The sequence below is a fragment of the Pseudoxanthomonas sp. 68-E7 genome, assembly GCF_057773145.1.
The window spans coordinates 813,503-837,740 of the sequence record NZ_JBYMTI010000001.1; the positions used below are offsets into that span (position 1 = coordinate 813,503).

Genomic DNA, 24,238 nt, shown 5'->3' on the forward strand with positions numbered 1-24,238 from the left:
GGAAATGCGGGAAAGCGACAGGAGGACAGGATAGCGGCTTCCGCAACCGGATAGTCCCGGTGCGGGTCAGGCCGTCAGCAATTTGCGGATCGGCGCCGGCAGGCCCAGTTGCGCCAGATCCTGGCGCGCGACCCAGCGCAGGTCCGCGTCGTCGCCGACGGCGGTGCGCGGCGCCAGCCCACGCCAGCGCAGCGGATGCATGCGCAGGCGATAGTGGCTGAACACGTGTGGCAGTTCCGGCAGCGCCTCGGCGTGGTCGTAGTCGCCCTGCAGGTGAGCTTCGAACCAGCGCCGCGCGGCATCGTGATCCTCGGCTTCCGGCAGCGACCACAGCGAGGCCCAGATACCGGTTGGCGGGCGCCGCAGCAGCAATACCTGGCCGGCGTCGTCCTCGGCGAGCAACATGATGGCGCTTCGTTCCGGGAGCGGCTTGCCGGGCTTGGACGTGGGCAATTCTTCGACCAGTCCCTCGCGCAGCGCCACGCAATCCTCGTGCACGGGGCAGAGCATGCAGGCCGGATCGTGGCGGGTGCACAGGGTGGCGCCCAGATCCATCTGCGCCTGGGTGTAGTCGGCCATGCGACCGGCGGGCAGGTGATCGGTCGCGAACCGCCACAACTGCTTCTCCACCGCGGGCGTGCCGGGCCAGCCGACGGTGCCGTGGTAACGCGACAGCACCCGCTTGACGTTGCCGTCCAGGATCGGGAACCGATCGCCCCAGGCCTGTGACAGGATCGCGCCGGCGGTGCTGCGGCCGATACCCGGCAAGGCGAGCAGCGCGTCGAAATCGCGCGGCAGGTCTCCGCCGTGCAGGTCCACGCAGGCGCGGGCCGCCGCGTGCAGGTTGCGCGCGCGGGCGTAGTAGCCCAGCCCGGACCACTGCGCGAGCACCTCGTCGAGCGAGGCGGTGCCCAGATCCCTGAGCGTGGGGAACGCCTCGAGGAAGCGGGCGAAGTACGGAATCACCGTCTTGACCTGGGTCTGCTGCAGCATGATCTCCGACAGCCACACGCGATAGGGCGTGCGCGGGTGCAACCAGGGCAGGTCGTGGCGGCCGGACTGGTCGAACCATCCCAGCAGGCGGGAGGCGAAATGATCTTCGGTCGGGCGGGTCATGGGGAGGTGTCGGTCGCGGGCAGGGCGGGATCATCCATGCGCAGATCCACGCCTTCCAGGATGGCGCCGGAGACTTCCACGCGCGGTGTGGTGAGGCGGCCGCTCAGGGGCGGCAGTGGCGATCCCCTGCCGGCCTGAAGCGCATCCAGCCAATCCATGATCTCGAACAGGCGGAAGCGGGCGTCGAAGCGGGTGGTGTCGCGCTGCAGCCGCAAGTGCGCGATGTCGGCCAGATCGGCGGTGCCGCGATAGGCGAGCGCGAACGGGAGCGCCGATGCGGAGCGTCCCAGCGGTGGTGGCAGGGACGGCCATGCGGTGGGCCAACCGGCCATCTGACCGCGCCAATCGAGCAGGAGGCCGTCACCGCCCAGACCAAGGTCGCCCGTCGCGTCCAGGGTGGGCATCGCATCACGGCCGCGCAGGGCAAAGGCGCCCGCACGCAGCCGCAGGCCCTCGGCGAACTCCAATGGGCCCGCGACACCCAGTGCGAACGAGTGCCGCGCCGTGTTCGCGAGGTAGTCCGCGCGGGCTCCCAGGACGACGCGCTCCAGCCGCGATTCGGCCTGGAGCAGGTAGGCGGACAGCCGCAGTCGGACCGGCAGTCGCCAATCCTTGCCGGCGGGCGTCGCCTGGCCGGCGATTCCGACGCCTCCATCCTGGCCGAGACGGGCCAGGTGGAAGGCCAGATCCATCGGCGCCTGCAATCCCGAGCCCGTGTACCGGGCCTGCAATTGCCCGCGCAGCGGCCGATCCGGGGCCAGGTGCGGGATGCGCAGATGGATCCGTTCCAGCGTCCAGCCATCCCCCTGGATCCGGCCGCCATCGACGCGGATGCCATCGGTCAGGGTGGGAATGCGGGTTTCGCCCGGCGGACGCGCGGCCAGCCAGTGTTGGAACGCGGCCAGATCGAAAACCGGCGCATCCAGTTCCAGCCGGACCGCGGTCAGATCGCGGCCGCGTGCGCGCAGGGTCGACCATGGCACGGAGATGAGGATGCGTTCGGCGCTCAACAGGGGTTTGGCGGCGCCCGGTTCGCGCGCCACCACGCCGCGCACGATCAATTGCGGCGTTCCACGCAAACGGTATTCGCCGATGCCCGAAGCGGAGATTTCCAGGCCCAGCGCGTCACCGGCCATGCCCAGCAGCGCCGGCGCCAGCCGTTGTGGTTGCAGCAGCCAATGCACGAGTCCGGCGCCTGCCAGCAACAGGACCGCGAGGGATAGCAGCGCCAGCCGGCGGCGCCGGCTCACGCGCCCAGCGTTTCCGGCAACAGCGCGTCGACGAAGGCTTCCGCGTCGAACACCCGCAGGTCCTCGGAACGTTCACCGATGCCGGCGAAACGGATCGGGATGCCGAACTCGCGCGCCAGCGCGAACACCACGCCGCCCTTGGCGGTGCCGTCGAGCTTGGTCACGACCAGGCCGGTGATGTTCACCGCGGCATGGAACTGGCGCAGCTGCGACAGCGCGTTCTGGCCGGTGGTGCCGTCGATGACCAGCAGCACTTCGTGTGGCGCCGCCGGATCCAGTTTCTGCAGGACGCGCTTGATCTTGCCCAGTTCCGCCATCAGGCCCTGCTGGGTATGCAGGCGACCGGCGGTATCGGCGATCAAGACCTCGGTGCCGCGCGCCTGCGCGGCCTGCAGCGCGTCGAACGCCACCGAAGCGGCGTCGGCATTCTGGCCCTGCGCGACCACGGGCACGCCGTTGCGCTCGCCCCAGGCCTGCAATTGCGCCACGGCGGCGGCGCGGAAGGTGTCGCCGGCGGCCAGCATCAGGTTGCGGCCTTCATCCTTGAAGCGGCGCGCCAGCTTGCCGATGGTGGTGGTCTTGCCCACGCCGTTGACGCCGACGGTGAGCAGCACGAAGGGATGGACGTCGCGCGGGATCTCCAGCGGCCTGGCCACCGGCGCGAGCATCGCGATCAATTCGGCGCGCAGCGCCGCCAGCAATGCGCGCGCATCGGTGAACTCGCGCGCCTTCATGCGCTTGCGCAGGCCTTCGATCAGCGCGGTGGTGGCGGGGACGCCGACGTCGGCGGTCAGCAACGCGGTCTCGATTTCGTCGAGCAGGTCGTCGTCCAGGCGCGGATTGCGCGAGAACAGGCCGCCCAGTCCGCGGGCGAAACTCGTGTTGCGCAGGCGCTCGCGCCAACCCGGCTTGCCGGCCGGAGCAGGCGCGGGAGCGTTGTCCGGCGCGGCCGGAACCGGCGCCGGCGCTTCCACCACGACCGACGCGGGCACCGGATCGGCGGTGTCCGGCGCGACGGCGGGAACGGGCGGGGCGTTGTCGGGAACGGGATCCTGGGGCGCCGGGCGCTGCGTCTCGGGCAGGCTCGCGGGCGCGTCAGGCTTCTTGCGTCGGAACCAGCTGACCATGACACGGACAATCGCGGAGAATGGGCGCCATGGTAGCACCCGCCTCCTGTCCGCCCCGATGAAACCCGGCCGTACTCCCGCCGGGCGTGGTCCGCGCGCCACCGAGCCCACCGGCAGCGTCCGCATCATCGGCGGACGCTGGCGCAATACCCGCCTGCCGGTGCCGGATCGGCCCGGTTTGCGCCCTTCCTCGGATCGGGTGCGCGAAACCCTGTTCAACTGGCTGATGCCGAAACTGGCCGGTGCGCGTGTGCTGGATGCGTTCGCCGGCAGCGGCGCGCTCGGTCTGGAAGCGGTTTCGCGTGGCGCCGCGCAGGCCGTGCTGATCGAGCGCGATGTCGGCCTGGCCGGTGCGTTGAGGCAGGCAGTCGGCCGGCTGGGCGCCGAATCGCAGGTGCGGGTGGAGGGCGCGGATGCCCTGGCGTGGCTCGCGGGTGCGCCCGCGGAGCCGTTCGACCTGGTGTTCCTGGACCCACCGTTCGCCGATGGCCTGTGGGACGCCGCGTTGCGGGCGTTGCCGCGCCATCTCGCGGACGATGCCTGGGTGTATGTGGAATCCCCGCGGGAACAGGTGCCGGCGGTGCCACCGGACTGGCTGCCGCACCGCGAGGGCCAGACCCGCGACGTCCATTACGCGCTCTACCGGGTCCCCGCCGGGCGGGGCGCTGCTACACTGCGCGGCGACTCCCATCGACCCGATTCCGCATGAGCGTGTCCCGTACCCGTACCGCGGTCTATCCCGGCACGTTCGACCCGATCACCAACGGGCATATCGACCTGATCGATCGCGCCGCGCCGCTGTTCGAGCGCCTGATCATCGGCGTGGCGGAGAGCCCGGGCAAGGGCCCCGCGCTGCCGCTGGAGCTGAGGGTCGAACTGACCCGCAAGGCGGTGGCGCACCACCCGCACGTGGAAGTGCGCGGTTTCGATGGATTGCTTGCCCATTTCGTCAAGGACATCGGCGGCGGCGTGCTGCTGCGCGGCCTGCGCGCGGTCTCGGATTTCGAGTACGAATTCCAGCTGGCCAGCATGAACCGGCACCTGATTCCCGAAGTGGAAACCCTGTTCCTCACCCCCGCAGAGCAGTACGGCTTCATCTCGTCCTCGCTGGTGCGCGAAATCTCGCGCCTGGGCGGGGATGTGTCCGGCTTCGTCACCGCCGACGTGGCTGCCGCCATGAAGGCACAGTGGCGGCGCACCTGAACCGCGTGCTTTTGTGGCACGATCCTTCCTACATCGACTCATTGAGGGGACAGAACCATGACCAACATCGCCACACGACTGCTGCTGATCGCCTGCCTGGTCGTGCCGTTTGCCGCGTGCAAGAAGGAAGAGGCCAAGCCGGTCGAAGCCGCCGAGGCGGCGCTGGTCGTGCCGGCCAAGGACGATGATGCCGGCTGGCGCACGTATCTGTCCGAGGTGGTGACCCGCAACATGGGCACCATCACCAACACCCCGTTCCTGTACTACCTCCCGCCGGAATCGGATCCGGAATTCCAGGCCAAGTACGATCGCTCGCTGGAGCAGGCCAAGAACGCAATTGCGCGCGGCATCGTCGGCGGCAACCTGCTGGCTTTCGGTTCCTCGGCATCCGCACGCATGGCCGATCTGGTGGTCGCCTCGTTCCAGGGCGTCGAGCCGGACACCATGAAGGGCGTGCGCGTGGTCTTCATCGGTGATGCCGCCGACGGCGAACGCGTCAAGGCGGCCGTGGCCCCGGCCGGCGTGGACTACGTCTTCGTCGAAGCCAAGTAATACGCTCCGCGCGTGGCCGCCATCGCGGCCACGCCTTCGCGGGGGCATCGCGCCCCCGTGAAAGCGGGGCTCCCGGAATCGAGAAGTCCCCCGCAATGTCACTCAAGATCAACGAACTCTGCGTCAACTGCGATGTCTGCGAGCCGGCCTGTCCCAACCAGGCCATCTCGATGGGCGAAACGATTTACGTGATCGATCCGGCGCGCTGCACCGAATGCGTCGGCCATCATGACGAACCGCAATGTGTCGTCGTTTGCCCGGTGGAGTGCATCGACCCCGATCCGGCGTATCCTGAGACCCAGGAGCAACTGCTGGCCAAGTTGCGCCAGCTGCAGGGCGGCTGACGCGGGAGGGCCGCCCATTGCGTACCCTTCAGGAGATGTCGTGAAAGCACGCCGAGCCACCGCGCTGTTGTTGGCGCTCTGTCTTTTCATCCCGGCGCTGCACGCCGCCGACGCCGGCCAGCGTTCCGCCAGTCCGCCGAGCCATCCGCCCGGCGCCGCCATCGCCAGCGCGCATGCGCTCGCGACGGAAGCCGGATTCGAGATCCTGCACGCGGGCGGCAATGCCTTCGATGCGGCGGTCGCGGTGTCGTCGGTGCTGTCGGTGGTCGAACCGATCAGTTCGGGCATTGGCGGCGGTGGCTTCTTCCTGCTGCATGACGCGCGCACCGGCAAGGACGTGTTCGTCGACGCGCGCGAGACCGCGCCCGCGGCGGCCACGCCCGAGGCCTATCTGCTGGCCAATGGCGAATTCAACCGCGATCGCGCCGAGAACGGACCGTGGGCCGCCGGCATTCCCGGCCTGCCTGCCGCGCTGGTCCACTTGGCGCGGAACTACGGCAAGCTGCCGCTGGAAACCTCGCTCGGCCCGGCCATTCGCATCGCCCGCGACGGTTTTCCGGTGTATGGCCGGCTGGCGCGTGGCTATGCGTCGCGCCGCGAAGTGATGGAACGCTATCCCGGCACCCGCGGAGTGTTCCTGGCCGATGGCGATCCGCCCAAGGAGGGCGAGACCCTCAAGCAGCCGGATCTGGCGCGCACGCTGCAACTGCTGGCCGAGCGTGGCCACGACGGTTTCTACAAGGGCGAGGTCGCCAGCAAGCTGATCAAGGGCGTGAAGGCCGAGGGCGGCCGCTGGACCGCCGGGGAACTCGCCGCCTACCAGGTGCGCGAACGCGAGCCGCTGAAGTTCAAGTACCGCGACTGGCAGATCACCACCGCGCCGCCACCGTCTTCCGGCGGCGTGGCGATCGCGCAGATGCTGCAGATCCTGGAAGGCTGGGATCTGGCCAAGCTCGACGATGTCCATCGCACCCACCTGACCGTGGAAGCCATGCGCCGCGCATTCCGGGATCGCACCTTCTACCTCGGCGATCCCGATTTCGTCGACATCCCGCTCAAGACCCTGGCCAGCCGTGACTACGCGGCCGGCCTTCGTGCGACCATCAACCCGGACAAGGCTACGCCCAGCGATCTGCTGTCCGGCAAGCCGACGCCGCTGGAGGACGAGGAGACCACCCACTTCTCGATCATCGACGCCGACGGCAATCGGGTGGCGGCGACCCAGACGGTCAACCTGCTGTTCGGCTCCGGCCTGATTCCGCCGGGCACTGGCGTGCTGCTCAACAATGAGATGGACGACTTCGCGCTCAAGCCCGGCACGCCGAATGCGTTCGGGGTGATGGGGTTCGAGGCCAACGCGCCGAAGCCCGGCAAGCGCATGCTCAGCTCGATGACGCCCAGCTTCATGGAGTCGCCCGACCGCGTCGCCGTGCTCGGCACGCCCGGCGGCAGCCGCATCATCACCATGGTGCTGCTGGGCATGCTCGGCTACGACCAGGGACTGGGCGCGCAGCAGGTCGCGGCGCTGCCGCGCTTCCATCACCAGTGGCTGCCGGACGTGATTTCCGCCGAGAGCGGCGCGTTCACGCCGCAGGTCGCCGAGGCGTTGCGGGCGATGGGCCACCAGGTCGACCTGCCCGGTGATACCGCCGCCGGTGGCCGTGGTTCCAGCCATGTCTGGGGCAACCTGCAGACCGTGCTCTGGGATCGCGCGACCAACACGCTTACCGGCGGCGCCGATCCGCGCAATCCGGTGGGCAAGGCGGAAGTCGAACTGATCGGGTCCGCCGAGCGCTGATCCGGATTCCCGTGGCGGAGCGGAGCCTGCTCCGCTCCGCTGGGCGAATGGTTCGTCCATGCGGGGGCAGCGATTCCGGCGTGACCGAGCCCCTCTTCAGGCTTGCCCTGCCTGCCGGGGCGTACAATCAGCGCCATGAAACTCTGGTCCATCCTCGGCAATTCCCAGAAGCTCGACGGCGGTGCGATGTTCGGCAACGCGCCGCGCGCGATGTGGTCCAAATGGCTGGCGCCGGACGAGCAGAACCGCGTGCCGCTGGCTTGCCGCGCGCTGCTGGCCAGTCCGCTCAACGGCAAGACGGTGCTGTTCGAGACCGGCATCGGTGCGTTCTTCGACCCGAAGATGCGCGAGCGTTTCGGCGTGCAGGAGGAGCGGCACGTCCTGCTGGATTCGCTGCGGGAAGCCGGTTTCGGCCACGAGGACATTGACGTGGTGGTGCTGAGCCACCTGCATTTCGATCACGCCGGTGGCCTGCTGGCGCCGTGGGCGGAGGGCAAGGCGCCGGAACTGCTGTTCCCCAACGCGACCTTCGTGGTCGGCCGGGCGCACTGGCAGCGGGCGTTGAAGCCGCATCCGCGCGATCGCGCCAGCTTCATCCCGGAGTTGCAGGGCCTGCTGGAGGCCAGCGGCCGGCTGGAGCGGGTGGATGGCGAACATTCGCAGGCGCTGGGCGACAGCGTGCGCTTCAGTTTCAGCGACGGCCACACGCCGGGCCTGATGCTGGCCGAAATCGTCGGCCCGGAGCGCGTGGACGGACAGGCGCATGGCGGCGTGGTGTTCTGCGCCGATCTCATTCCCGGACGTTCGTGGGTGCACGTGCCGATCACGATGGGCTATGACCGCAACGCGGAACTGCTGATCGACGAGAAGCGCGTGTTCCTGGAAGACAAGCTGACGCGTAACGTGCGTCTGTTCTTCACCCATGATCCGGAGTGCGCGCTTGCCCAGGTCACCCGCGACGATCGAGGCAAGTTCGGCGTGGCCCACGAAGTGGCGGAACTGCACGCCCGCGCGCTGGCCGCATGAAGTGACTTCCGGCACTGCGGAGTGATGACAACAGGCACCTGTCCGGAGCGGCGGGTGCCGACAGACTGATCCCACTTTCCAGCGGGATCTTCCAGATGAGCCAGCGTTTCCTGTTCCGCCGCGTGATGGCGGCCGTGCTGTTGTCCTTTGCAGGCGCCCAGGTGGCCTTCGCCGCACCGACCGCCACGGTGCCATTGCAGGTCTCGCCGCAGCGCGCCACCTCGATGGCGGTATGGGAACCGCAAACCGTTCGCGGCGTGGTGCTGTTCTCCAGCGGGCACGGTTCGTGGCCGGAACGCTACGACGATCTGCTGCAGACCTGGCGCGACGCCGGTTTCGTGGTGGTCGCGCCGCTGCACGTGGACTCGGTCAAGTATCCGGATCGCGAGAAGTTCTCCATGCAGCAGGGTTTCGGCGAACGGCTGGCTGACATGAAGGCGGCCAGTGCCTACGTCGCCGCGCATTGGCCCGGTGTGCCGGTCGCGGCGGCCGGGCACAGCTACGGCACGCTGGTGTCGCTGGTCCTGGGCGGCGCGCTGGCCGAACTCGGACCGCTGCGCGATCCCGGCGTGGTGGCGGTGGTGGGCTACTCCTCGCCGGGCAGGATTCCGGGACTGGTCACGCCATCGGCCTATGCGTCGGTCGCGGTGCCGGTGATGCTGGTGACCGGCGACAAGGACCTGGTGCCGGGTTTCGTCAACGATGCGCGCGACCATCTGTATCCGGTCGAAAGCGCGCCCGCGGGCGACAAGTACGCGGTGGTGCTGGCGGGGGGCGATCACAACCTGATCGGCGGCCAGCCGGAAGCGCAGTACCGGCGCGCGCGCGACATCGGCACCGCTTTCCTCAAGGCGGAAGTGCTGGATGACGCCGAAGCGGCCCGGATGTTGTCGGTCGACGCCGCCGGACCGGCCGATGCCGAGCGCTGGATCCGCCGCTGAGGCTCAGCCGACCCGGGTGCCGAAGATCCGATCGCCGGCGTCGCCCAGGCCCGGCAGGATGTAGCCCTTGTCGTTGAGGCGGTCGTCGATGGCGGCGGTATAGACCTCGACATCGGGATGGGCCGCTTGCAGGGCGGCCAGCCCCTCGGGCGCGGCGACCAGGAAGATGCCCTTGATGCGCTTGGCGCCGGCGCGCTTGAGCATGTCGATGGTGGCGATCAGGGTGCCGCCGGTGGCCAGCATCGGATCCAGGATGAGCGCGTCGCGTTCGTCCAGGCGGCCGGTCAGGCGTTCGAAGTACGGTACCGGTTGCAGGGTTTCCTCGTCGCGCTGCAGGCCCACCACGCTGACCTTGGCGGCCGGAATCAGCGCCAGCACGCCCGGCAGCATGCCCAGGCCGGCGCGCAGGATCGGCACCAGGGTGATCTTGGCGCCGGCGATCTTGCGCACCTGGACCGGTCCGGCCCAGCCCGGCATGGTCGCCTGCTCGGTTTCCAGGTCCGCGGTGGCCTCGTAGGCCAGCAGGGTGCCGAGCTCGGTCACCAGTTCGCGGAAACCCTTGGTGCTGAGGGAGGCGTCGCGCAGCAGGCCGATCTTGTGCTGGACGAGGGGATGGCGGACTTCGACGGTCTTCATGGCGGCCTGGGGCGATGACGGATGGCGAAAGTCTGCATCAATCCCGCCCGTCCCACAAAAAAAGAAGCCGGCTTGCGCCGGCTTCCACCCAGGCACAGGGAGGGCCGTGCTCAGAACGCCCAGCGCATGACCAGCTGATAGCTCGGTCCGGCCTCTTCGGTTTCCAGTTCGTACTCGTCGTAGTCGCGGGCGATCTGGTCGGCCTGGTTGTCGAACTTGTGGAAGAACTCGTCCTTGGACGCGTCCAGCAGGTTGGCGGCGGTCAAGCGCACCGACAGGGTCTTGCCGAAGCGCTTCTCGACGAACACTTCCAGGTCATCGCCATACTTGACCGTCACTTCCTCGGCCAGGATGCGACTGAATGCATCGCCCTGCTTGCGGTAGGTCGCGCCGAAGCTGGCGCCGATCGAGGGCAGGTCCTGGATGAAGCCGACGTTGTAGACGCTCCTGGCCTGGTCGTTGAAGCGGCGCTCGCCGAGGAAATCGGTGACCTTGCTGTTGAGGTAGGAGTAGTTCAGGAACACGCCGGTATTGGGCATGCCCAGCGCGGTCAGCGGCGTCGACAGATCGAATTCGACGCCATAGACCTTGCCGTCGCCGATGTTGGCTGAGGTGAACAGCCAGCTTTCCGGATCGAACTGGAAGTCGTCCTCGGTCGCGCCGGGATTCTCGGCCAGGAATTCCTCCAGGTCGTCGGCGTAGTTGTCCTGCGCGTCCTCGCTCATCTCGCCGGTATTGACCAGCTCGATCAGGTTCTTGACGTCGCGGTAGAAGAAGTTCAACCCGACCACGCCATGCTTGCCCAGGCGACGTTCGAAACCCAGATCGATGCCGTTGGCGGTTTCCGGATCCAGCTTCGGGTTGCCGATGTAGTCGTTGTCGCCGAACTCGCCGTCCAGCAGGGCCGGGATCAGTTCGTTGAAGTTCGGACGCTTCACGCTTTTGGCCAGCGACAGGCTGATGCGGGTGGCCTCGTCCAGATCCCATTTCAGGTGCAGCGAAGGCAGCAGTTCGTTGTAGTCCTTGCTGGCCGACCCGGCGACGTCGCCGTCTTCCTGGTAGCGGATGTCCGAGCGCGTGGTTTCGTAGCGCAGGCCGGCTTCCCAAGAGAACGCCTCGCCCTTGCCCGACAGCATCAGGTAGGGATCGACGCGGGTTTCCTTGATCTGCGAGCCGATCACGCCGTCCGGTTCGTAGGCCACCAGGTCGCCTTCTTCCTCGGCTTCCCAGGCGTAGTTGGTATAGGTGACGTCGCGCTTCTTGCGGCGGTAGTCCACGCCGAATTCGAGTTCGCTCGCGCCCACCGCGCGCTGGTGCGCGATCTTGAAGCTGGTTTCGGCGTCCTGCGCGTCCACGGCCTGGGATTCGGCCTCGGAGGCATCCCATTCGCCGTTCACATACTCGTGCTTCTCCTCGCTCTCGGCGCTGTCGTCCTCGAACCGCGCGTAATCGAGATCGAGTTCGGTGGTGCCGCCGGCCATGTCGAACTTGTATTCGGCGCCGATGCCCCAGTTGCGCTGGTCGATCGGGTTGAGGCCGGGCACCCGCGAATCGATGATGTCGCCGTCGTCGTATTCGACCTCATGCGAGACCTCGGTGACGTCGCGGTCGGTCTTGACGTAGAAACCGTCGATGCTGATGCGGCCGGTCTCGCCGACATCGGCGGTGTAGGAGAGATTGGCCGAATAGTCACGGCCATCCTTCACTTCGGTCTGGTCTTCCCAGCTGACCAGTTCCTGGCGGGTCGGGTCGGCGAAACGGTCCGAGCGCTTGACCTTGGAGCGGTAGCGGTCCTGGACGTTGATGCCGGCCAACAGGCGCCCACCCAGGGCGTCGAAGCTGGTCACCGCGCCGAAGGTCGGATTCACTTCGCCGTCGTACCAGCGGTTGACGCCGATGCGCAGGTAGCTGCCGTCGAACACGTAGGCATCGCGCAGCACGATGTTGATGCTGCCGGCGATCGCATCGCCGCTGCGGTTGGCACTGTTGCTGCGCAGGATCTCGATGTGGTCGACCATTTCCGCCGGGATGCGATCGACCCAGAACGAGCGGTCGTCGCCGGCGCCCGGGACCTTCTTGCCGTTGATCAGTACCTGGGTATAGCCGGCCGCCATGCCCCGCATCATCGCGCCGTCGAATTCCATGATGTCGGAGCCGACGAAGGTCACGCCGGGCACGCGCTTGAGCATGTCGCCCACGGTGTTGGGCTCGAAGCGCTGGAAGTACTCCAGGTCGTAGGACAGGGTGGGGGCGATGTCGTCGGTGCGGTCGCGATAGGTGATTTCGCCCTGGACCACGATGGTGTCCAGCTGCTTGGGGTCCTCGGCCGGCGCGGCGGCCGCGGCGCTGCCGTCGGGCATGGCCTGCGCGCTTGCCAGCGGGCTGGCGGCAATCATGCCCACGCAGAGCAGTGCCTGTGACAGGCCGATGGCCAGGGCGGTGCGTTTCATCGTCGTGTTTTCCCCAGGTGAAGATAAACGGCGATTTCTACGGGGCTTAGATGGCGGGAATGTGACCGGTGGATGGCAGGATGGCGAATGCGTTCCGGCGCAACCAAAGCGTCACAATCGGCGCGTAGAACATTGCGGTTTGTTGACCGTCCATCGCTCCAGGGGGAATCGCATGTCGCATCGCTCGAACACACTCGCCAGCCTGCTGGTGGTCCTGTCACTGGCCGGCTGCGCCACCACCGCGCCGGTGGATCGCGAGCCGGACGAGAACGTGGAGAAGGATCCGCTGCTGAGCGAGGCCAAGATTCCGCACGTGGTCGTTCCCGAGGCCTTCCTGACCGCGGACACGCCAGCCGACAATGTCGATTCACCGGCCAGCTGGCGCAGCCCGGACGGCAAGCGCTGGCTGATCGCCACCGCCAAGGCGACCGACCAGTTGATCGTCTACGACGGCGCCAGCGGCGAGCGCCTGCGCACGGTCGGGGGACCGGGCACCGGCGCGGGCCAGCTCCAGCGTCCCAACGGCATCGCCGTCATCGATGATCTGGTGCTGGTGGTCGAACGTGACAACCATCGTGTGCAGGTGTTCCAGCTGCCGGGATTCCAGCCGTTGCTGAGCTTCGGCGCGGAAGACCTGAAACAGCCCTATGGCCTGTGGGTGCGTCCGCAGAAGGACAGCTACGAGGTCATCGTCAGCGACAACTACATGTCGCCGCAGAACGAGGACCTTCCGCCGCCGCTGGTGGAACTGGATCGCCGGTTCAAGCGCTACCAGCTGCGGCGCGCGCCGCAGGGCTGGCAGGCGAGCCTGGCCGGCACCTTTGGCGATACGACCGAGGCCGGCGCCATCCGCATCGCCGAGTCGGTATTCGGTGATGTCGCCAACGATCGCCTGCTGCTGGCGGAAGAGGATGTCGCCACCGGCACCCGCCTGCGCGAATACGGCCTGGACGGCCGCTACCGCGGCCGCGACATCGGCGCGGATCTGTTCAAGGCGCAGGCCGAGGGGATGGCGCTGGCGCAATGCGCGGGTGGAACCGGGTACTGGATCGCCACCGACCAGTTCAAGGACCGCAGCGTGTTCCATGTGTTCGACCGCCTCAGTCTGGAACACCTGGGCGCGTTCACCGGCGAACGTACCGCCAATACCGACGGTGTGTGGCTCGACCAGACGGTCGACAAGCGTTTCCCCGAGGGCGTGTTCTATGCGGTGGACGATGACAAGGCCGTGGCCGCGTTCGATTGGCAGGCGATCGCCCGGGCGCTGAAGCTGCCTGCCTGCAAACCCGCGCAATGAGCCGCGTTCCGGTGACCCTGCTGGGATGGCTGATGGCGGTGTCGCTGGCGCATGCCGGCGACACGGTGGTCCACCCGTTCCTCGCCGCGCAGTCGCCGAAGGCGCCGGAGGAAGCCGTGCTGGCGGTGGAGATTCCCGCCGGCAGTTTCACCAAGTACGAAATCAACGAGGAGGGGCTGCTGTTCGTGGACCGCTTCCAGTCGATGCCGGTCGCCTATCCGGCCAACTACGGGTCGATGCCGCGCACGCGGGCGGGGGATGGGGATCCCCTGGATGCGCTGGTGCTGACCCGCGAGCCGCTGCATCCAGGTGTGTTGATCCGGTTCCGGCCCATCGGCGTGCTGCGGATGGTCGATGACGGAGAGGCCGACGAGAAAGTCATCGGCGTGCCGACGGACAAGGTCGATCCCACCTATGCCGGGATCCGCGATCTGTCCGATCTGCCAGCCATCGAGCGCGACCGCATCGAAGCCTTCTTCCGCATCTACAAGGATCTGCCGAAGGGGCGCAATCCGGTGCGGTTGAACGGCTACGGCGACGCCGCGGAAGCCAGGGGGCTGATCCGGGCGGCGATGGCACGGTTTGACGAGGCGGCCGGCGCGGGAAAGCGCGCGCCGTAGCGCCGATCGCCTGGCGGGCGGGCGCTGCCCGCGGCGGAGCAGGCCGGTCCTGCGCGATGGCGTGCAAGAAAAAAGGCGGGCACCGCCAGGGGGCCCGCCCACGAGGAAAAACGCTTGCGGCCGGATCAGGCCGCGACGGCCTGCGCGTTGCGCGGACCTTCTTGCAGCGCGCGCCCGACCAGGCTGACCAGCAGTTCCAGTTCGTCCGCGCCCATCGCGAAGTGCGGGGTGAAGCGCAGTGAATTGGCGCCGCCATGGATGACGTTGATGCCGTGCTGGCGCAGCCATTCCTCGGTGGAGTTGGTGCCGTAGCACTTGAACTGCGGGGCCAGTTCGCAGGAGAACAGCAGGCCGGTGCCCTGGACCTTGGTGATCAGGCCACCCAGTTCGGCCTTCAGCTTTTCCAGGCTGGCCACCGCGTCGACGCCGCGCGCGCGGATGTTCTCGCGGACCTGCGGGGTGAGTTGTTCCAAGGTGGCGCAGGCCACGTCGAGCGCGCGCGGATTGGTGGTCATGGTGTTGCCGTACACGCCCTTGCGGTACAGGCCGGCGGCGCGTTCGTTGACCGCCAGCACCGACAACGGGTACTGCGCGGCGTTGAGTGCCTTGGAATAGGTTTCCATGTCCGGCGCGTCCAGGCCTTCGAAGCCGGGGTAGTCGACGATCGACAGCACGCCGTGGGCGCGCAGGCCGGCCTGGATGGAGTCGACCAGGAACAGGCTGCCATGATGACGGGTAAGCTCGCGCGCGGCGGCGTAGAACGCCGGCGGTACCGATCGGCCCGGGTCGCCTTCGCCCATCACCGGCTCCAGGAACACCGCCTCGATGAACCAGCCCTTGGTCTCGGCGTCGGCGAACGCGCGCTTCAGCGCCTCGACGTCGTAAGGCTCGATGGCGATCAGCGAATCCTCGCCGCGGTAGCTGGCCAGGTGCTGCTGGTAGGTCTTGCGCGAGGAATCCGAGTACAGCGCCGGGCGCTCGGTGCGGCCATGGAAGCTGCCCTTCACGACCACGCGCTTGACCGCGCGCCCCTCGTGCCGGGCGCCCGGATCGGTCTGCAGCTTGGTGTTGATGTCGGCGATGCGGGCGGCCAGGCCGACCGACTCGGAACCCGAATTCAGGCACAGGAACTTCGCGTAGGGACAGCCGCCGCGGGTCTGGCCGATTTCCTTGCGCAGGGCGCGTTCGAAGCGCAGCTGCGAGAGGCTGGGGGTCATGATGTTGGCCATCACCTGCGGGCGGGCCATCGCCGCCAGGATCGGCTCCGGGGTATGGCCGAAGCCGAGCATGCCGTAGCCGCCGGCGTCGTACAGCACCGCGCCGTTGAGGGTGACCACCCACGGGCCACGCGCGGCCAGGGCGATGTAGGGATTGACCGCGTCATCCGGGTAGAAGTTGACGTAGCCGGCCTGGACGGCGCGCAGCTGCGCTTCCTCGTCCAGATCCAGCAGGTCGGCGAACTCGCCCTTCAGGCGGGCGTGCTCGGCCGCGGCGGCCTCGATGGCGGCCACCAGGTCCGGATGGCCGGCGGCGAAACGTTCGAGGGTGGCGTCGTCCAGTCCGGTGGTCAGGCGCTTGCCCGCATGGGCGCGGAGGGGGGCGAGCAGGTCGAGGAGGGCCATGGTGTTCTCCGAATGGACGGCAAACCTCTATTATGTGGATAAATTCGTCGTTTGACAGTTATGATTTGCACGAATTTTCTGTAGATTTCGTCGAATCGACGAGACGGATGCCCTGAAATGAAGATCTCCGCGACCGACCAGTTGCTGCTCAGCCTGTTGCGCGATAACGCCCGCGCCTCGACCGCTCAGATCGCGCGCCGGCTCAATCTGTCGCGGACCACGGTGCAGAGCCGGATCGAGCGGCTGGAACGCGAGGGCGTCATCAGCGGTTACACCGTGCGGGTACACGACGACTACGAGCGCGGGCACATCCGCGCGCACATCATGATCACGGTGCACCCGAAGCAGATGACCTCGGTGGTCGCGGCCCTGCGCGCCATGCCCGAACTGCGCCTGCTGCAGTCGGTAAGCGGCGCCTACGACCTGATCGCGGTGGGCGTGGTGCCGTCGGTGGATGGAATGGACCTGCTGACCGACCGCATCGGCGCCATTGACGGCGTCGAACGCACCACCTCCTCGATCGTGTTGTCGACCAAGTTCGAGCGCTGAACGCGACGGGGCTCCGGCCACCGGCGAAAACGCCCGTACTGGCCAGGTCCCTTACAATGGCGGGCTTCCCCGAGCCGCTCCCCGTGAAGAAATCCGATTTCCATTTCGAATTGCCCGAGGCCCTGATCGCCCAGGCGCCGCTGCCGGAACGTTCGGCCAGCCGCCTGCTGGTGGTGCCGCCGGGCGATGCCGCCTTCGCCGACCGCCAGGTCAGGGATCTGCCGGAATGGCTGGCGCCGGGCGATCTGCTGGTGTTCAACGACACGCGGGTGATTCCGGCGCGCCTGTTCGGCCAGAAGGAAACCGGCGGACGGGTGGAAATCCTGATCGAGCGATTGCTGCCGGACAACGAGGCGCGCGCCCAGGTGGGCGCCAGCAAGTCACCCAAGCCGGGCAGCCGGATTGCCCTGGACGCCGGCGGCGAAGCCGAGGTGCTGGGCCGCGACGGCGAGTTCTACCGGCTGCGCTTCCACCTGCCGACGACGCTGGAAAGCTGGCTGCTGCGGGCCGGCCGCCTGCCGCTGCCGCCCTACATCCAGCGCCAGGCCGGCGCGGACGACGACGAGCGCTACCAGACCGTGTTCGCGCGCGAACCGGGCGCGGTCGCCGCGCCCACCGCCGGCCTGCATTTCGACGAACCGCTGCTGGCGGCGCTGCGCGAGCGCGGCGTGGAGTTCGGCCACGTCACCCTGCACGTGGGCGCGGGCACGTTCCAGCCGGTGCGGGTGGACGACGTCCGCCAGCACCAGATGCACAGCGAATGGCTGAATGTCGGCGCGGCGCTGATCGAACGCATCCATGCGACCCGCGCCCGTGGCGGCCGCGTGATCGCGGTGGGCACGACGGTGGTGCGCGCGCTGGAATCGGCGATGCGCGATGGCGGGTTGCAGCCGTTCGCCGGCGAGACCCGCATCTTCATCTTCCCCGGTTACCGCATCCGCAGCGTGGACGCGATGATCACCAACTTCCACCTGCCGGAAAGCACGCTGTTGATGCTGGTGTCCGCCTTCGCCGGCAAGGAGCGTGTGTTCGCCGCCTACGCGCACGCGGTGCGCGAGCGCTACCGTTTCTTCTCCTACGGCGATGCGATGCTGCTGTTTCCGCAGGCACCGTGATGGCGGGAGCGACGTCAGTCGCGACGATGACGTGTCCGGTGTGCTGGAACCATCGCGACTGACGTCGCCCCCACAACCAAGGCTGCAATCCGCTACTCCCTCTTCCAGTTCCCGTCCTCCCATGTCCCGACTCCAGTTCCAGCTCCAGACCACCGATGGACGCGCCCGCCGCGGCCGGCTGACCTTTCCGCGCGGTACGGTGGAAACGCCGGCGTTCATGCCGGTCGGCACCTATGGTTCGGTGAAGGGCATCCTGCCCGATCAGATCGAGGCGCTGGGCGCGGAAATCATCCTGGGCAACACCTTCCACCTGTACCTGCGCCCGGGCCTGGAGGTCATCGCCCAGCACGGCGGCCTGCATGGATTCGCCCGCTGGGAGCGGCCGATCCTCACCGACTCCGGCGGCTTCCAGGTGTTCTCGCTGGCGCATCGCCGCAAGATCACCGAGCAGGGCGTGACCTTCGCCTCGCCGGTGGATGGCAGCAAGGTGTTCCTCGGCCCCGAGGAGAGCATGCGCATCCAGAAGGTGCTGGATTCGGACATCGTGATGATCTTCGACGAATGCACGCCGTATCCGGCCACCGAGGCGGTCGCGCGCAAGTCGATGGAACTGAGCCTGCGCTGGGCCGAGCGCAGCAGGCGCGCGCACGAGGGCAATGACGCGGCGCTGTTCGGCATCGTCCAGGGCGGCGTGCACGAACCGCTGCGCGAGCAGTCGGCGGCCGGACTGCAGGCGATCGGCTTCGACGGCTACGCGATCGGCGGGCTGGCGGTGGGCGAGCCGGAGGAGGAACGCAACCGCATCCTCGATCACATGCATCCGATCCTGCCGCAGGACCGGCCCCGCTACCTGATGGGGGTGGGGCGCCCGGAGGATCTGGTCGAGGGTGTCGCGCGCGGCGTGGACATGTTCGATTGCGTGATGCCGACCCGCAATGCCCGCAATGGCCACTACTTCACCTCGTTCGGCACCGTGCGCATCCGCAACGCCAAATACGAGAAGGACATGCAGCCGATCGAACCGGGCTGCGGCTGCTACGCCTGCCGCAACGGCTTCACCCGGTCGTACCTGCGCCACCTGGACCGTTGCAACGAGATGCTGGCTCCCATGCTCGGCACGCTGCACAACCTCTGGTATTACGAGCAGCTGATGGCGGATATCCGCGCGGCCATCGAGCAGGGTCGCTTCGACGATTTCCGCCAGGCGTTCTACGCCGCCCGCGGGGCGGCCACGCCGCCGGCCTGAGCCCCGGATCCGCCGGTCCCGGATGAAATGCCGGGGCGGCATGCGGAACCTTTCGGACGGGCGGCGGTCTCCACACGTCCACGCTGGCGCCCGTCGGGGCCGGCACCGCGCCGGGACGGGGATGCCCAGCGCGTGGCATAATTCCCGGCTGCTTTCGCACAGGAACGGATAACTCCATGAATCTGCTCGACTTTCTGATCGCCCCGGCCCACGCCCAGGCCGCCGGCGCTCCCCAGGGTGGCCTGGGTGGTTTCGGCCTGCTGATGCCGATCATCCTGATCGCCATCATGTACTTCCTGATGATCCGCCCGCAGATGAAGCGTGCGAAGGAACACCGCGCCATGCTGGACAAGCTGTCGCGTGGCGACGAGGTCATCACCACCGGCGGCATCGCCGGCACCGTCACCGACATCGGTGACAACTTCGTCACCATCGAAGTGGCCGACAACGTGCGGGTGCGCGTGCAGAAGGCCGCCGTGGGCAACGTCCTGCCCAAGGGCACCCTGAAGTCCGCCTGACATTCCTTTCCAACCACCGTTGAGCGCGCGCCCGGCCAGGGCGTGCGCGGGTTGCCGCAATGCTTGAATTCCCTCGCTGGAAATACGTCGTCATCCTGCTGGTCGTTGCGCTGAGCGTGTTCTACGCGCTGCCCAACATCTACCCGCAGGATCCCTCGGTACAGATCACGCCGAATCGCGGCTACGCGATCGACGCGGCATTGCGCCAGAAGGTCGAAGCCAGCCTCAAGGAGGCCGGCGTCACCACCAAGGCGCTGGATGACCAGGACGGAAAGAGCCTGATGGTCCGCCTGCCGGGCCTGGATGCGCAGACCAAGGCCAATGACGTCCTGCGCGGCGCGCTCGGCGAGAACTACGTGGTGGCGCTGAACCTGGCCTCGACCGTTCCGGACTGGCTCAGCCGGTTCGGCGCGCGCCCGATGGTGCAGGGCCTGGATCTGCAGGGCGGCGTGCACTTCGAATTGCAGGTGGACCAGAAGGCGGCCCTGGACAAGCGCGTGGATGCGTACGTCGAGGACGCCCGGCTGACCCTGCGCGACAACCGCATCAAGTACCAGTCGGTCGAACGCCGTCCGGACAACAGCATCGCCATCACCCTGGCGCCGGGCGAGAACGCCAACAAGGCGCGTGATCTGCTGGCCAAGACGCTGGTCGCCTCGTCCAACGCCGGCGGCGCCGCGCTGGTCGGCGGCGGCGCCCTGACCTACGACGTCGAAGGCGAACGCATCACCATCGGCCTGCCCGAGAGCGAACTGAACCAGATCGCCGGCAGCGCCATCGAGCAGAACATCACCACCCTGCGCAACCGCGTCAACGAACTGGGCGTGGCCGAGCCGATCATCCAGCGCCAGGGCAACGACCGCGTGGTCGTGCAGTTGCCGGGCGTGCAGGACACCGCCGAGGCCAAGCGCATGATTGGCGCTACCGCCACCCTGGAATACCGCGCGGTGGTCGATGGCAATGCCTATGACGCGGTCGCCAGCGGCAACGTGCCGCCGGAAGCGCGCGTGTACTACCGCCGCGAAACGGGCCCGGACGGCAAACCCGTCCCGATCCTGTTGAACAAGCGCGTGATCGTTTCGGGCGACCAGATGGTCGGCGCCCAGTCCTCGACCGACCAGAATGGCCTGCCGGCGGTCAACGTGACGCTGAACAACATCGGTGGCCAGCGCATGTTCGACTTCACCGGCGCCAACGTGAACAAGCCGATGGCGGTGGTCTACATCGAGCGCATCCCGCAGGTGGACATCGTCAACGGCGAGGAAGTGCGCAGCACCCGGATCAAGGAGGAAGTGATCTCGGTGGCGAACATCAACGGCGTGTTCGGCAAGAACTTCATCACCACCGGTCTGGAAAAGACCGAGGCCGATGGCCTGGCCAAGCTGCTGCGCGCCGGTTCGCTGGCCGCGCCGATGGATTTCATCAACGAACGCGTGGTCGGCCCCAGCCTGGGTGCGGAGAACGTGGCACGCGGCACCAAGGCGGTGATGTTCTCGTTCCTGTTCGCGCTGGCCTTCTTCCTGGTCTATTACCGGATGTTCGGCCTGCTCACCTGCATCGCATTGCTGCTGAACCTGGTGATGGTGGTGGCGGTGATGTCGTTGTTCGGCGCCACCATGACCCTGCCGGGCTTCGCCGGCCTGGCGCTGTCGATCGGCATGTCGGTGGACGCCAACGTGCTGATCAACGAACGCATACGCGAGGAATTGAGAGCCGGGGTGCCGCCGCTGGCGTCCATCGCCACCGGCTATGACAAGGCGTCCGGCACCATTTTCGACTCTAACATGACCGCGCTGCTGGCCGGCGTGGCGCTGTTCGCCTTCGGCACCGGTCCGCTCAAGGGCTTCGCCATCACCATGATCGTCGGCATTCTGACCTCCGTGTTCACCGCCGTCACCGTTTCGCGCGCGCTGGCCACGCTGATCTACGGCCGCCGCCGCAAGCTGAAGTCGCTGGCCATCTGACGAGAGCAACCGAACCATGAAACTCTTCCCGCTGCATCTCGTCCCCAACGACACCAACATCGACTTCATGCGCCTGCGCTGGGTGTCGCTGGCGGTGGCCCTGATCCTCGCGGTGGTCGCCGTCGGCGCCATGGCGTTCAAGGGCTTCAACTACGCGCTCGACTTCACCGGCGGCATCATGGTGGAACTGCGCTTCGACAACCCGCCTGACGTGGACAGCGTGCGCGAGCGCCTGGAGGCGTCGGGTTACCAGGGCGCACAGGTCCAGACCTTCGGCACCGGCCGCGATCTGCTGGTCCGCCTGCAGCCCCGCGAAGGCCAGACCGATTCGGAAGCCGCCAACCGCACCGCCACCGAGGTGGTGAAACTGGCTTCCTCGGCAGACAATCCCGCGACCAAGCTGCGCAGCGAGATCGTCAGCCCGCAGGTTGGCAAGGAACTGGCCATGAACGGCCTGTACGCGCTGATCTTCGTGGTGGTGGGCTTCCTGATTTACATCGCGTTCCGGTTCGAATGGAAGTTCGCGCTGGCGGCCATCTTCACCACCCTGCATGACGTGCTGATCTGCGCCGGCTTCTTCGCCCTCACCGGGCGCGAGTTCGACCTGACCGTGCTGGCCGGCCTGCTGTCGGTGATGGGCTTCTCGATCAACGACACCATCGTGGTGTTCGACCGCGTGCGCGAGAACTTCCGCTCGCTGCGGGTGGATCCGGTGGAAGTCCTGAACCGTTCGGTCAACCAGACCCTGTCGCGCACCATCATCACTTCGTTCGTGGCGTTCCTGACCGTGCTGGCGCTGTACATCTACGGCGGCGGTTCGCTGGAAGGCATGGCGATCTCGCAGATGATCGGCATCGTGATCGGCACCATCTCCTCGATCTTCATCGCCTGCCCGCTGCTGACCATGGGCTTCATGAAGGTTACCAAGCAGGACCTGATGCCCAAGGCCAAGGACGAGGCGGCGCTGGCGCGCAGGCCTTGAGAGCCGGGATTCGGGATTGGGGATTCGAGAAGTCTCCATTCCCGGAAGAAAAAAAGGCCGCGCATCGCGCGGCCTTTTTCTTTCGACGTTCCGGTCGCTGGCGGCGGGCGCCGGGTTCAGCCCTTCGGCGGGTCGAAGCTGGCGGCGTAGCCGGAGGACACGATGGCCTTCTGCAGCGTCTCGGCGACCTTGATGTTGCCGGCGACGATCTGACGGGAGGCCGGACCGCGGCCGTCCAGGCGGGGAGTGGGGGCGCCGCGGAAATCGCAGATGCGGCCGCCGGCCTCGCGCACCAGCAGCACGCCGGCGGCGATGTCCCAGTCCTTCACGCCGGCCTCGAAGTAGGCGTCCAGGCGGCCACAGGCCACGTAGGCCAGGTCCAGCGCGGCCGAGCCGGTGCGGCGCACGTCCTCGGCCTGGACCAGCAGTTCGCGCACGCATTCGAGCTGGGCGCCGGCGCGGGCGCGCTCACGCGGCGGGAAGCCGGTGCAGATCACGGTACCGGCCAGGTCCTTGCGATCGGCCACCCGGATCTTGCGCTCGTTGAGCTGGGCGCCGGCGCCGCGGCTGGCGGTGAACAGGTCGTTGCGGAGCGGGTCGAAGATCACCGCGTCGGTCGGCTCGCCGTTCTCGACCAGGGCGATCGAGACGCAATAGTGCGGGAAGCCGCGCAGGTAGTTGCTGGTGCCGTCGAGCGGGTCGATGACCCAGGTGTAGCGGCCCTGGCCCTGGATGCCGCCTTCCTCGCCGACCACGGCGTAGTCCGGGTAGGCGCGCCGGAGTTCCTTGACGATGACCTTCTCGGCATCGGCGTCCACTTCGCTGGCGTAGTCCATCCGGTCCTTCTGCACCACGTTCAGCGCGTCCAGCTTGTTGATGTTGCGCAACAGGACATTGCCTGCCAGGCGGGCGGCTTTGACCATGACGGTGACGGCGGGTTTCTGCATGGCTTCGGACCTCGGAACAGGCAGGGGGGCGGTATGGACGGTGGAAAAGAGCGGCTCGGCGCAGAGGCCGGCGCGCACAGTTTAACATCTGCGCCCATGAACACTCCCGCATTTCCGCTTCCCGCCGCCACCCGGCTGCGCATCGTGCTGGTCGGCACCCAGCATCCCGGCAACATCGGCGCCGCCGCGCGCGCCCTGAAGACCATGGGGCTGGCCCGGCTGGTCCTGGTCGCGCCCGAACAGTTCCCGGCGGATGAAGCCTTCCGGCGCGCCGCGGGGGCCGACGACCTGCTGGCCGATGCCGGGGTGGTGGCGACCCTGGCCGATGCCGTGGCCGATTGTCGCTACGTACTGGGCTGCACCGCCCGCAGCCGACGGGTCCAACTGGAGGAATTCGAACCCCGCCAGGCCGCCGCCCAGGCGGTGGCGATGGCCGCGGAAGGCGAGGTCGCGCTGGTGTTCGGGCGCGAGCGGACCGGGCTGACCAACGAGGAACTACAGTTATGCCATGCCGCCGTGCACATCCCGGCGAACCCGGAATACAGCTCGCTGAACCTGGCCGCCGCGGTGCAGGTGCTGGCCTACGAACTGCGCCTGGCGCTGCGCGAGCACGTCCCGCCCGCCACGCCGGAGACCCGCCACCCGGACGAGGCGCCGGCCAGCCACGCGCAACTGGAAGGCTTCTTCGCCCAGTTGGGGCAGACCCTGGACGAGATCGATTTCCATAAAGGCCGCACGCCCGATTCGGCAATGCGCAAACTGCGCCGCCTGTTCCTGCGCGCGCAGCCGAGCGAGCAGGAGGTCAGGCTGCTGCGCGGCATCCTGGCCGATGCCCAGCGGATGGCGCGGCTGGCGGAGGGGCGTGGGTAATCTACTGTTGCTACGTCACATTTTCGGCTAGGCTCCCACCACCTTTTCGAAGGACTTCCTCGTTG

Annotated in this window: 23 protein-coding genes; 16 read left to right on the forward strand and 7 right to left on the reverse strand. The window is 67.7% G+C overall.

The features are described from left to right. Nucleotides 1–66: 66 nt before the first annotated feature. Genes mutY through ftsY form a run of 3 tightly spaced genes read right to left on the reverse strand, consistent with a single transcriptional unit; the run spans nt 67 to nt 3,622 of the window. Nucleotides 67–1,116: an A/G-specific adenine glycosylase gene (gene mutY, locus AC3DE2_RS03845; protein ID WP_488425119.1), complete on the reverse strand. Its 1,050-nt coding sequence runs from the start codon at nt 1,114–1,116 to the stop codon at nt 67–69. Continuing rightward, complete coding sequence (locus AC3DE2_RS03850) at nt 1,113–2,366, reverse strand: hypothetical protein (protein ID WP_488425120.1); 1,254 nt, start codon at nt 2,364–2,366, stop codon at nt 1,113–1,115. The genes mutY and AC3DE2_RS03850 overlap by 4 nt, the downstream gene beginning before the upstream one ends. Further along, nucleotides 2,363–3,622, reverse strand: coding sequence for a signal recognition particle-docking protein FtsY (gene ftsY, locus AC3DE2_RS03855; RefSeq protein ID WP_488425122.1), 1,260 nt, complete (start codon nt 3,620–3,622; stop codon nt 2,363–2,365). The genes AC3DE2_RS03850 and ftsY overlap by 4 nt, the downstream gene beginning before the upstream one ends. Here ftsY and rsmD point away from each other — a divergent pair. The 7 genes from rsmD (at nt 3,552) to AC3DE2_RS03890 (ending at nt 9,357) form a co-directional block, all read left to right on the forward strand. Further along, on the forward strand, nt 3,552–4,202 hold the full coding sequence (gene rsmD, locus AC3DE2_RS03860) for a 16S rRNA (guanine(966)-N(2))-methyltransferase RsmD (RefSeq protein WP_488425123.1): 651 nt from the start codon (nt 3,552–3,554) through the stop codon (nt 4,200–4,202). The genes ftsY and rsmD overlap by 71 nt on opposite strands. Further along, complete coding sequence (gene coaD / locus AC3DE2_RS03865) at nt 4,199–4,696, forward strand: pantetheine-phosphate adenylyltransferase (RefSeq protein WP_295382762.1); 498 nt, start codon at nt 4,199–4,201, stop codon at nt 4,694–4,696. The genes rsmD and coaD overlap by 4 nt, the downstream gene beginning before the upstream one ends. Nucleotides 4,697–4,753: 57 nt before the next feature. Beyond that, on the forward strand, nt 4,754–5,248 hold the full coding sequence (locus AC3DE2_RS03870; RefSeq protein ID WP_295382761.1) for a hypothetical protein: 495 nt from the start codon (nt 4,754–4,756) through the stop codon (nt 5,246–5,248). Between the two features lie 95 nt (nt 5,249–5,343). Then, nucleotides 5,344–5,592 carry a YfhL family 4Fe-4S dicluster ferredoxin gene (locus AC3DE2_RS03875; RefSeq protein WP_295382760.1) on the forward strand — a complete coding sequence of 83 codons (249 nt, stop codon included), beginning with the start codon at nt 5,344–5,346 and terminating at the stop codon, nt 5,590–5,592. 40 nt (nt 5,593–5,632) lie between these two features. After that, nucleotides 5,633–7,390 (forward strand): gamma-glutamyltransferase, encoded by a 1,758-nt coding sequence (gene ggt / locus AC3DE2_RS03880; protein ID WP_488425124.1) that lies wholly within the window; start codon nt 5,633–5,635, stop codon nt 7,388–7,390. A gap of 135 nt (nt 7,391–7,525) precedes the next feature. Next, nucleotides 7,526–8,416, forward strand: a complete 891-nt coding sequence (locus tag AC3DE2_RS03885; RefSeq protein ID WP_295382759.1) for an MBL fold metallo-hydrolase — start codon at nt 7,526–7,528, stop codon at nt 8,414–8,416. Between the two features lie 95 nt (nt 8,417–8,511). Beyond that, entirely contained in the window at nt 8,512–9,357 is an 846-nt protein-coding gene (locus AC3DE2_RS03890) for an alpha/beta hydrolase family protein (RefSeq protein WP_295382758.1), read from the forward strand. Nucleotides 9,358–9,360: 3 nt separating this feature from the next. Here the strand turns inward: AC3DE2_RS03890 and upp are convergent, their stop codons facing one another. Both upp and AC3DE2_RS03900 read right to left on the reverse strand, forming a co-directional pair. Then, entirely contained in the window at nt 9,361–9,993 is a 633-nt protein-coding gene (upp, locus tag AC3DE2_RS03895) for a uracil phosphoribosyltransferase (RefSeq protein WP_295382757.1), read from the reverse strand. A gap of 110 nt (nt 9,994–10,103) precedes the next feature. Then, complete coding sequence (locus AC3DE2_RS03900; protein ID WP_295382756.1) at nt 10,104–12,443, reverse strand: TonB-dependent receptor plug domain-containing protein; 2,340 nt, start codon at nt 12,441–12,443, stop codon at nt 10,104–10,106. Nucleotides 12,444–12,615: 172 nt separating this feature from the next. On the opposite strand from AC3DE2_RS03900, the gene AC3DE2_RS03905 reads away from it, so the two are divergent. Both AC3DE2_RS03905 and AC3DE2_RS03910 read left to right on the forward strand, forming a co-directional pair. Next, the gene (locus tag AC3DE2_RS03905; RefSeq protein WP_488425125.1) at nt 12,616–13,740 is read left to right on the forward strand and encodes a phytase; all 1,125 of its coding nucleotides are present in this window, start codon (nt 12,616–12,618) and stop codon (nt 13,738–13,740) included. Next, nucleotides 13,737–14,360: an inorganic diphosphatase gene (locus AC3DE2_RS03910; RefSeq protein ID WP_488425126.1), complete on the forward strand. Its 624-nt coding sequence runs from the start codon at nt 13,737–13,739 to the stop codon at nt 14,358–14,360. Before AC3DE2_RS03905 ends, AC3DE2_RS03910 begins: the two co-directional genes overlap by 4 nt. Nucleotides 14,361–14,485: 125 nt before the next feature. Here AC3DE2_RS03910 and AC3DE2_RS03915 read toward each other — a convergent pair whose 3' ends face one another. After that, nucleotides 14,486–15,982 carry an aminotransferase class III-fold pyridoxal phosphate-dependent enzyme gene (locus AC3DE2_RS03915; RefSeq protein WP_488425127.1) on the reverse strand — a complete coding sequence of 499 codons (1,497 nt, stop codon included), beginning with the start codon at nt 15,980–15,982 and terminating at the stop codon, nt 14,486–14,488. Between the two features lie 117 nt (nt 15,983–16,099). Between AC3DE2_RS03915 and AC3DE2_RS03920 the strand changes: the two genes are divergently transcribed. The 6 genes from AC3DE2_RS03920 to secF all read left to right on the forward strand — a co-directional run bounded on the left by AC3DE2_RS03920 (nt 16,100) and on the right by secF (nt 22,356). Further along, nucleotides 16,100–16,531 carry an Lrp/AsnC family transcriptional regulator gene (locus AC3DE2_RS03920; protein ID WP_295382752.1) on the forward strand — a complete coding sequence of 144 codons (432 nt, stop codon included), beginning with the start codon at nt 16,100–16,102 and terminating at the stop codon, nt 16,529–16,531. 56 nt (nt 16,532–16,587) lie between these two features. Beyond that, a complete protein-coding gene (gene queA / locus AC3DE2_RS03925) occupies nt 16,588–17,646 on the forward strand; it encodes a tRNA preQ1(34) S-adenosylmethionine ribosyltransferase-isomerase QueA (RefSeq protein ID WP_488425129.1) in 1,059 nt (352 codons plus the stop codon). Nucleotides 17,647–17,767: 121 nt separating this feature from the next. Next, nucleotides 17,768–18,892 carry a tRNA guanosine(34) transglycosylase Tgt gene (gene tgt, locus AC3DE2_RS03930; protein ID WP_295382750.1) on the forward strand — a complete coding sequence of 375 codons (1,125 nt, stop codon included), beginning with the start codon at nt 17,768–17,770 and terminating at the stop codon, nt 18,890–18,892. Between the two features lie 176 nt (nt 18,893–19,068). Then, complete coding sequence (gene yajC / locus AC3DE2_RS03935; protein WP_295382749.1) at nt 19,069–19,410, forward strand: preprotein translocase subunit YajC; 342 nt, start codon at nt 19,069–19,071, stop codon at nt 19,408–19,410. Nucleotides 19,411–19,469: 59 nt separating this feature from the next. Further along, nucleotides 19,470–21,374 carry a protein translocase subunit SecD gene (gene secD, locus AC3DE2_RS03940; RefSeq protein WP_488425130.1) on the forward strand — a complete coding sequence of 635 codons (1,905 nt, stop codon included), beginning with the start codon at nt 19,470–19,472 and terminating at the stop codon, nt 21,372–21,374. A gap of 16 nt (nt 21,375–21,390) precedes the next feature. Further along, complete coding sequence (secF, locus tag AC3DE2_RS03945) at nt 21,391–22,356, forward strand: protein translocase subunit SecF (RefSeq protein ID WP_295382747.1); 966 nt, start codon at nt 21,391–21,393, stop codon at nt 22,354–22,356. A gap of 116 nt (nt 22,357–22,472) precedes the next feature. On the opposite strand, the gene AC3DE2_RS03950 is transcribed toward secF, so the two are convergent. Continuing rightward, nucleotides 22,473–23,303: an inositol monophosphatase family protein gene (locus tag AC3DE2_RS03950; protein ID WP_488425131.1), complete on the reverse strand. Its 831-nt coding sequence runs from the start codon at nt 23,301–23,303 to the stop codon at nt 22,473–22,475. A gap of 96 nt (nt 23,304–23,399) precedes the next feature. Here AC3DE2_RS03950 and AC3DE2_RS03955 point away from each other — a divergent pair, with 96 nt between their 5' ends. Next, entirely contained in the window at nt 23,400–24,173 is a 774-nt protein-coding gene (locus tag AC3DE2_RS03955) for an RNA methyltransferase (protein ID WP_488425132.1), read from the forward strand. Nucleotides 24,174–24,238: the final 65 nt, after the last annotated feature.

Excerpts from the sequence above, each read along its gene's own strand:
- mutY (WP_488425119.1), bottom strand. The coding sequence starts at position 1,116 with ATGACCCGCCCGACCGAAGATCATTTCGCCTCCCGCCTGCTGGGATGG.
- AC3DE2_RS03875 (WP_295382760.1), top strand. The coding sequence starts at position 5,344 with ATGTCACTCAAGATCAACGAACTCTGCGTCAACTGCGATGTCTGCGAG.
- ftsY (WP_488425122.1), bottom strand. The coding sequence starts at position 3,622 with ATGATGCGGACGCTGCCGGTGGGCTCGGTGGCGCGCGGACCACGCCCG.
- secF (WP_295382747.1), top strand. The coding sequence starts at position 21,391 with ATGAAACTCTTCCCGCTGCATCTCGTCCCCAACGACACCAACATCGAC.
- AC3DE2_RS03885 (WP_295382759.1), top strand. The coding sequence starts at position 7,526 with ATGAAACTCTGGTCCATCCTCGGCAATTCCCAGAAGCTCGACGGCGGT.
- rsmD (WP_488425123.1), top strand. The coding sequence starts at position 3,552 with ATGAAACCCGGCCGTACTCCCGCCGGGCGTGGTCCGCGCGCCACCGAG.
- upp (WP_295382757.1), bottom strand. The coding sequence starts at position 9,993 with ATGAAGACCGTCGAAGTCCGCCATCCCCTCGTCCAGCACAAGATCGGC.
- AC3DE2_RS03955 (WP_488425132.1), top strand. The coding sequence starts at position 23,400 with ATGAACACTCCCGCATTTCCGCTTCCCGCCGCCACCCGGCTGCGCATC.
- AC3DE2_RS03905 (WP_488425125.1), top strand. The coding sequence starts at position 12,616 with ATGTCGCATCGCTCGAACACACTCGCCAGCCTGCTGGTGGTCCTGTCA.
- queA (WP_488425129.1), top strand. The coding sequence starts at position 16,588 with ATGGCGGGCTTCCCCGAGCCGCTCCCCGTGAAGAAATCCGATTTCCAT.
- AC3DE2_RS03915 (WP_488425127.1), bottom strand. The coding sequence starts at position 15,982 with ATGGCCCTCCTCGACCTGCTCGCCCCCCTCCGCGCCCATGCGGGCAAG.
- AC3DE2_RS03900 (WP_295382756.1), bottom strand. The coding sequence starts at position 12,443 with ATGAAACGCACCGCCCTGGCCATCGGCCTGTCACAGGCACTGCTCTGC.
- AC3DE2_RS03950 (WP_488425131.1), bottom strand. The coding sequence starts at position 23,303 with ATGCAGAAACCCGCCGTCACCGTCATGGTCAAAGCCGCCCGCCTGGCA.
- AC3DE2_RS03870 (WP_295382761.1), top strand. The coding sequence starts at position 4,754 with ATGACCAACATCGCCACACGACTGCTGCTGATCGCCTGCCTGGTCGTG.
- AC3DE2_RS03910 (WP_488425126.1), top strand. The coding sequence starts at position 13,737 with ATGAGCCGCGTTCCGGTGACCCTGCTGGGATGGCTGATGGCGGTGTCG.
- tgt (WP_295382750.1), top strand. The coding sequence starts at position 17,768 with ATGTCCCGACTCCAGTTCCAGCTCCAGACCACCGATGGACGCGCCCGC.
- secD (WP_488425130.1), top strand. The coding sequence starts at position 19,470 with ATGCTTGAATTCCCTCGCTGGAAATACGTCGTCATCCTGCTGGTCGTT.
- coaD (WP_295382762.1), top strand. The coding sequence starts at position 4,199 with ATGAGCGTGTCCCGTACCCGTACCGCGGTCTATCCCGGCACGTTCGAC.
- yajC (WP_295382749.1), top strand. The coding sequence starts at position 19,069 with ATGAATCTGCTCGACTTTCTGATCGCCCCGGCCCACGCCCAGGCCGCC.
- AC3DE2_RS03890 (WP_295382758.1), top strand. The coding sequence starts at position 8,512 with ATGAGCCAGCGTTTCCTGTTCCGCCGCGTGATGGCGGCCGTGCTGTTG.
- AC3DE2_RS03920 (WP_295382752.1), top strand. The coding sequence starts at position 16,100 with ATGAAGATCTCCGCGACCGACCAGTTGCTGCTCAGCCTGTTGCGCGAT.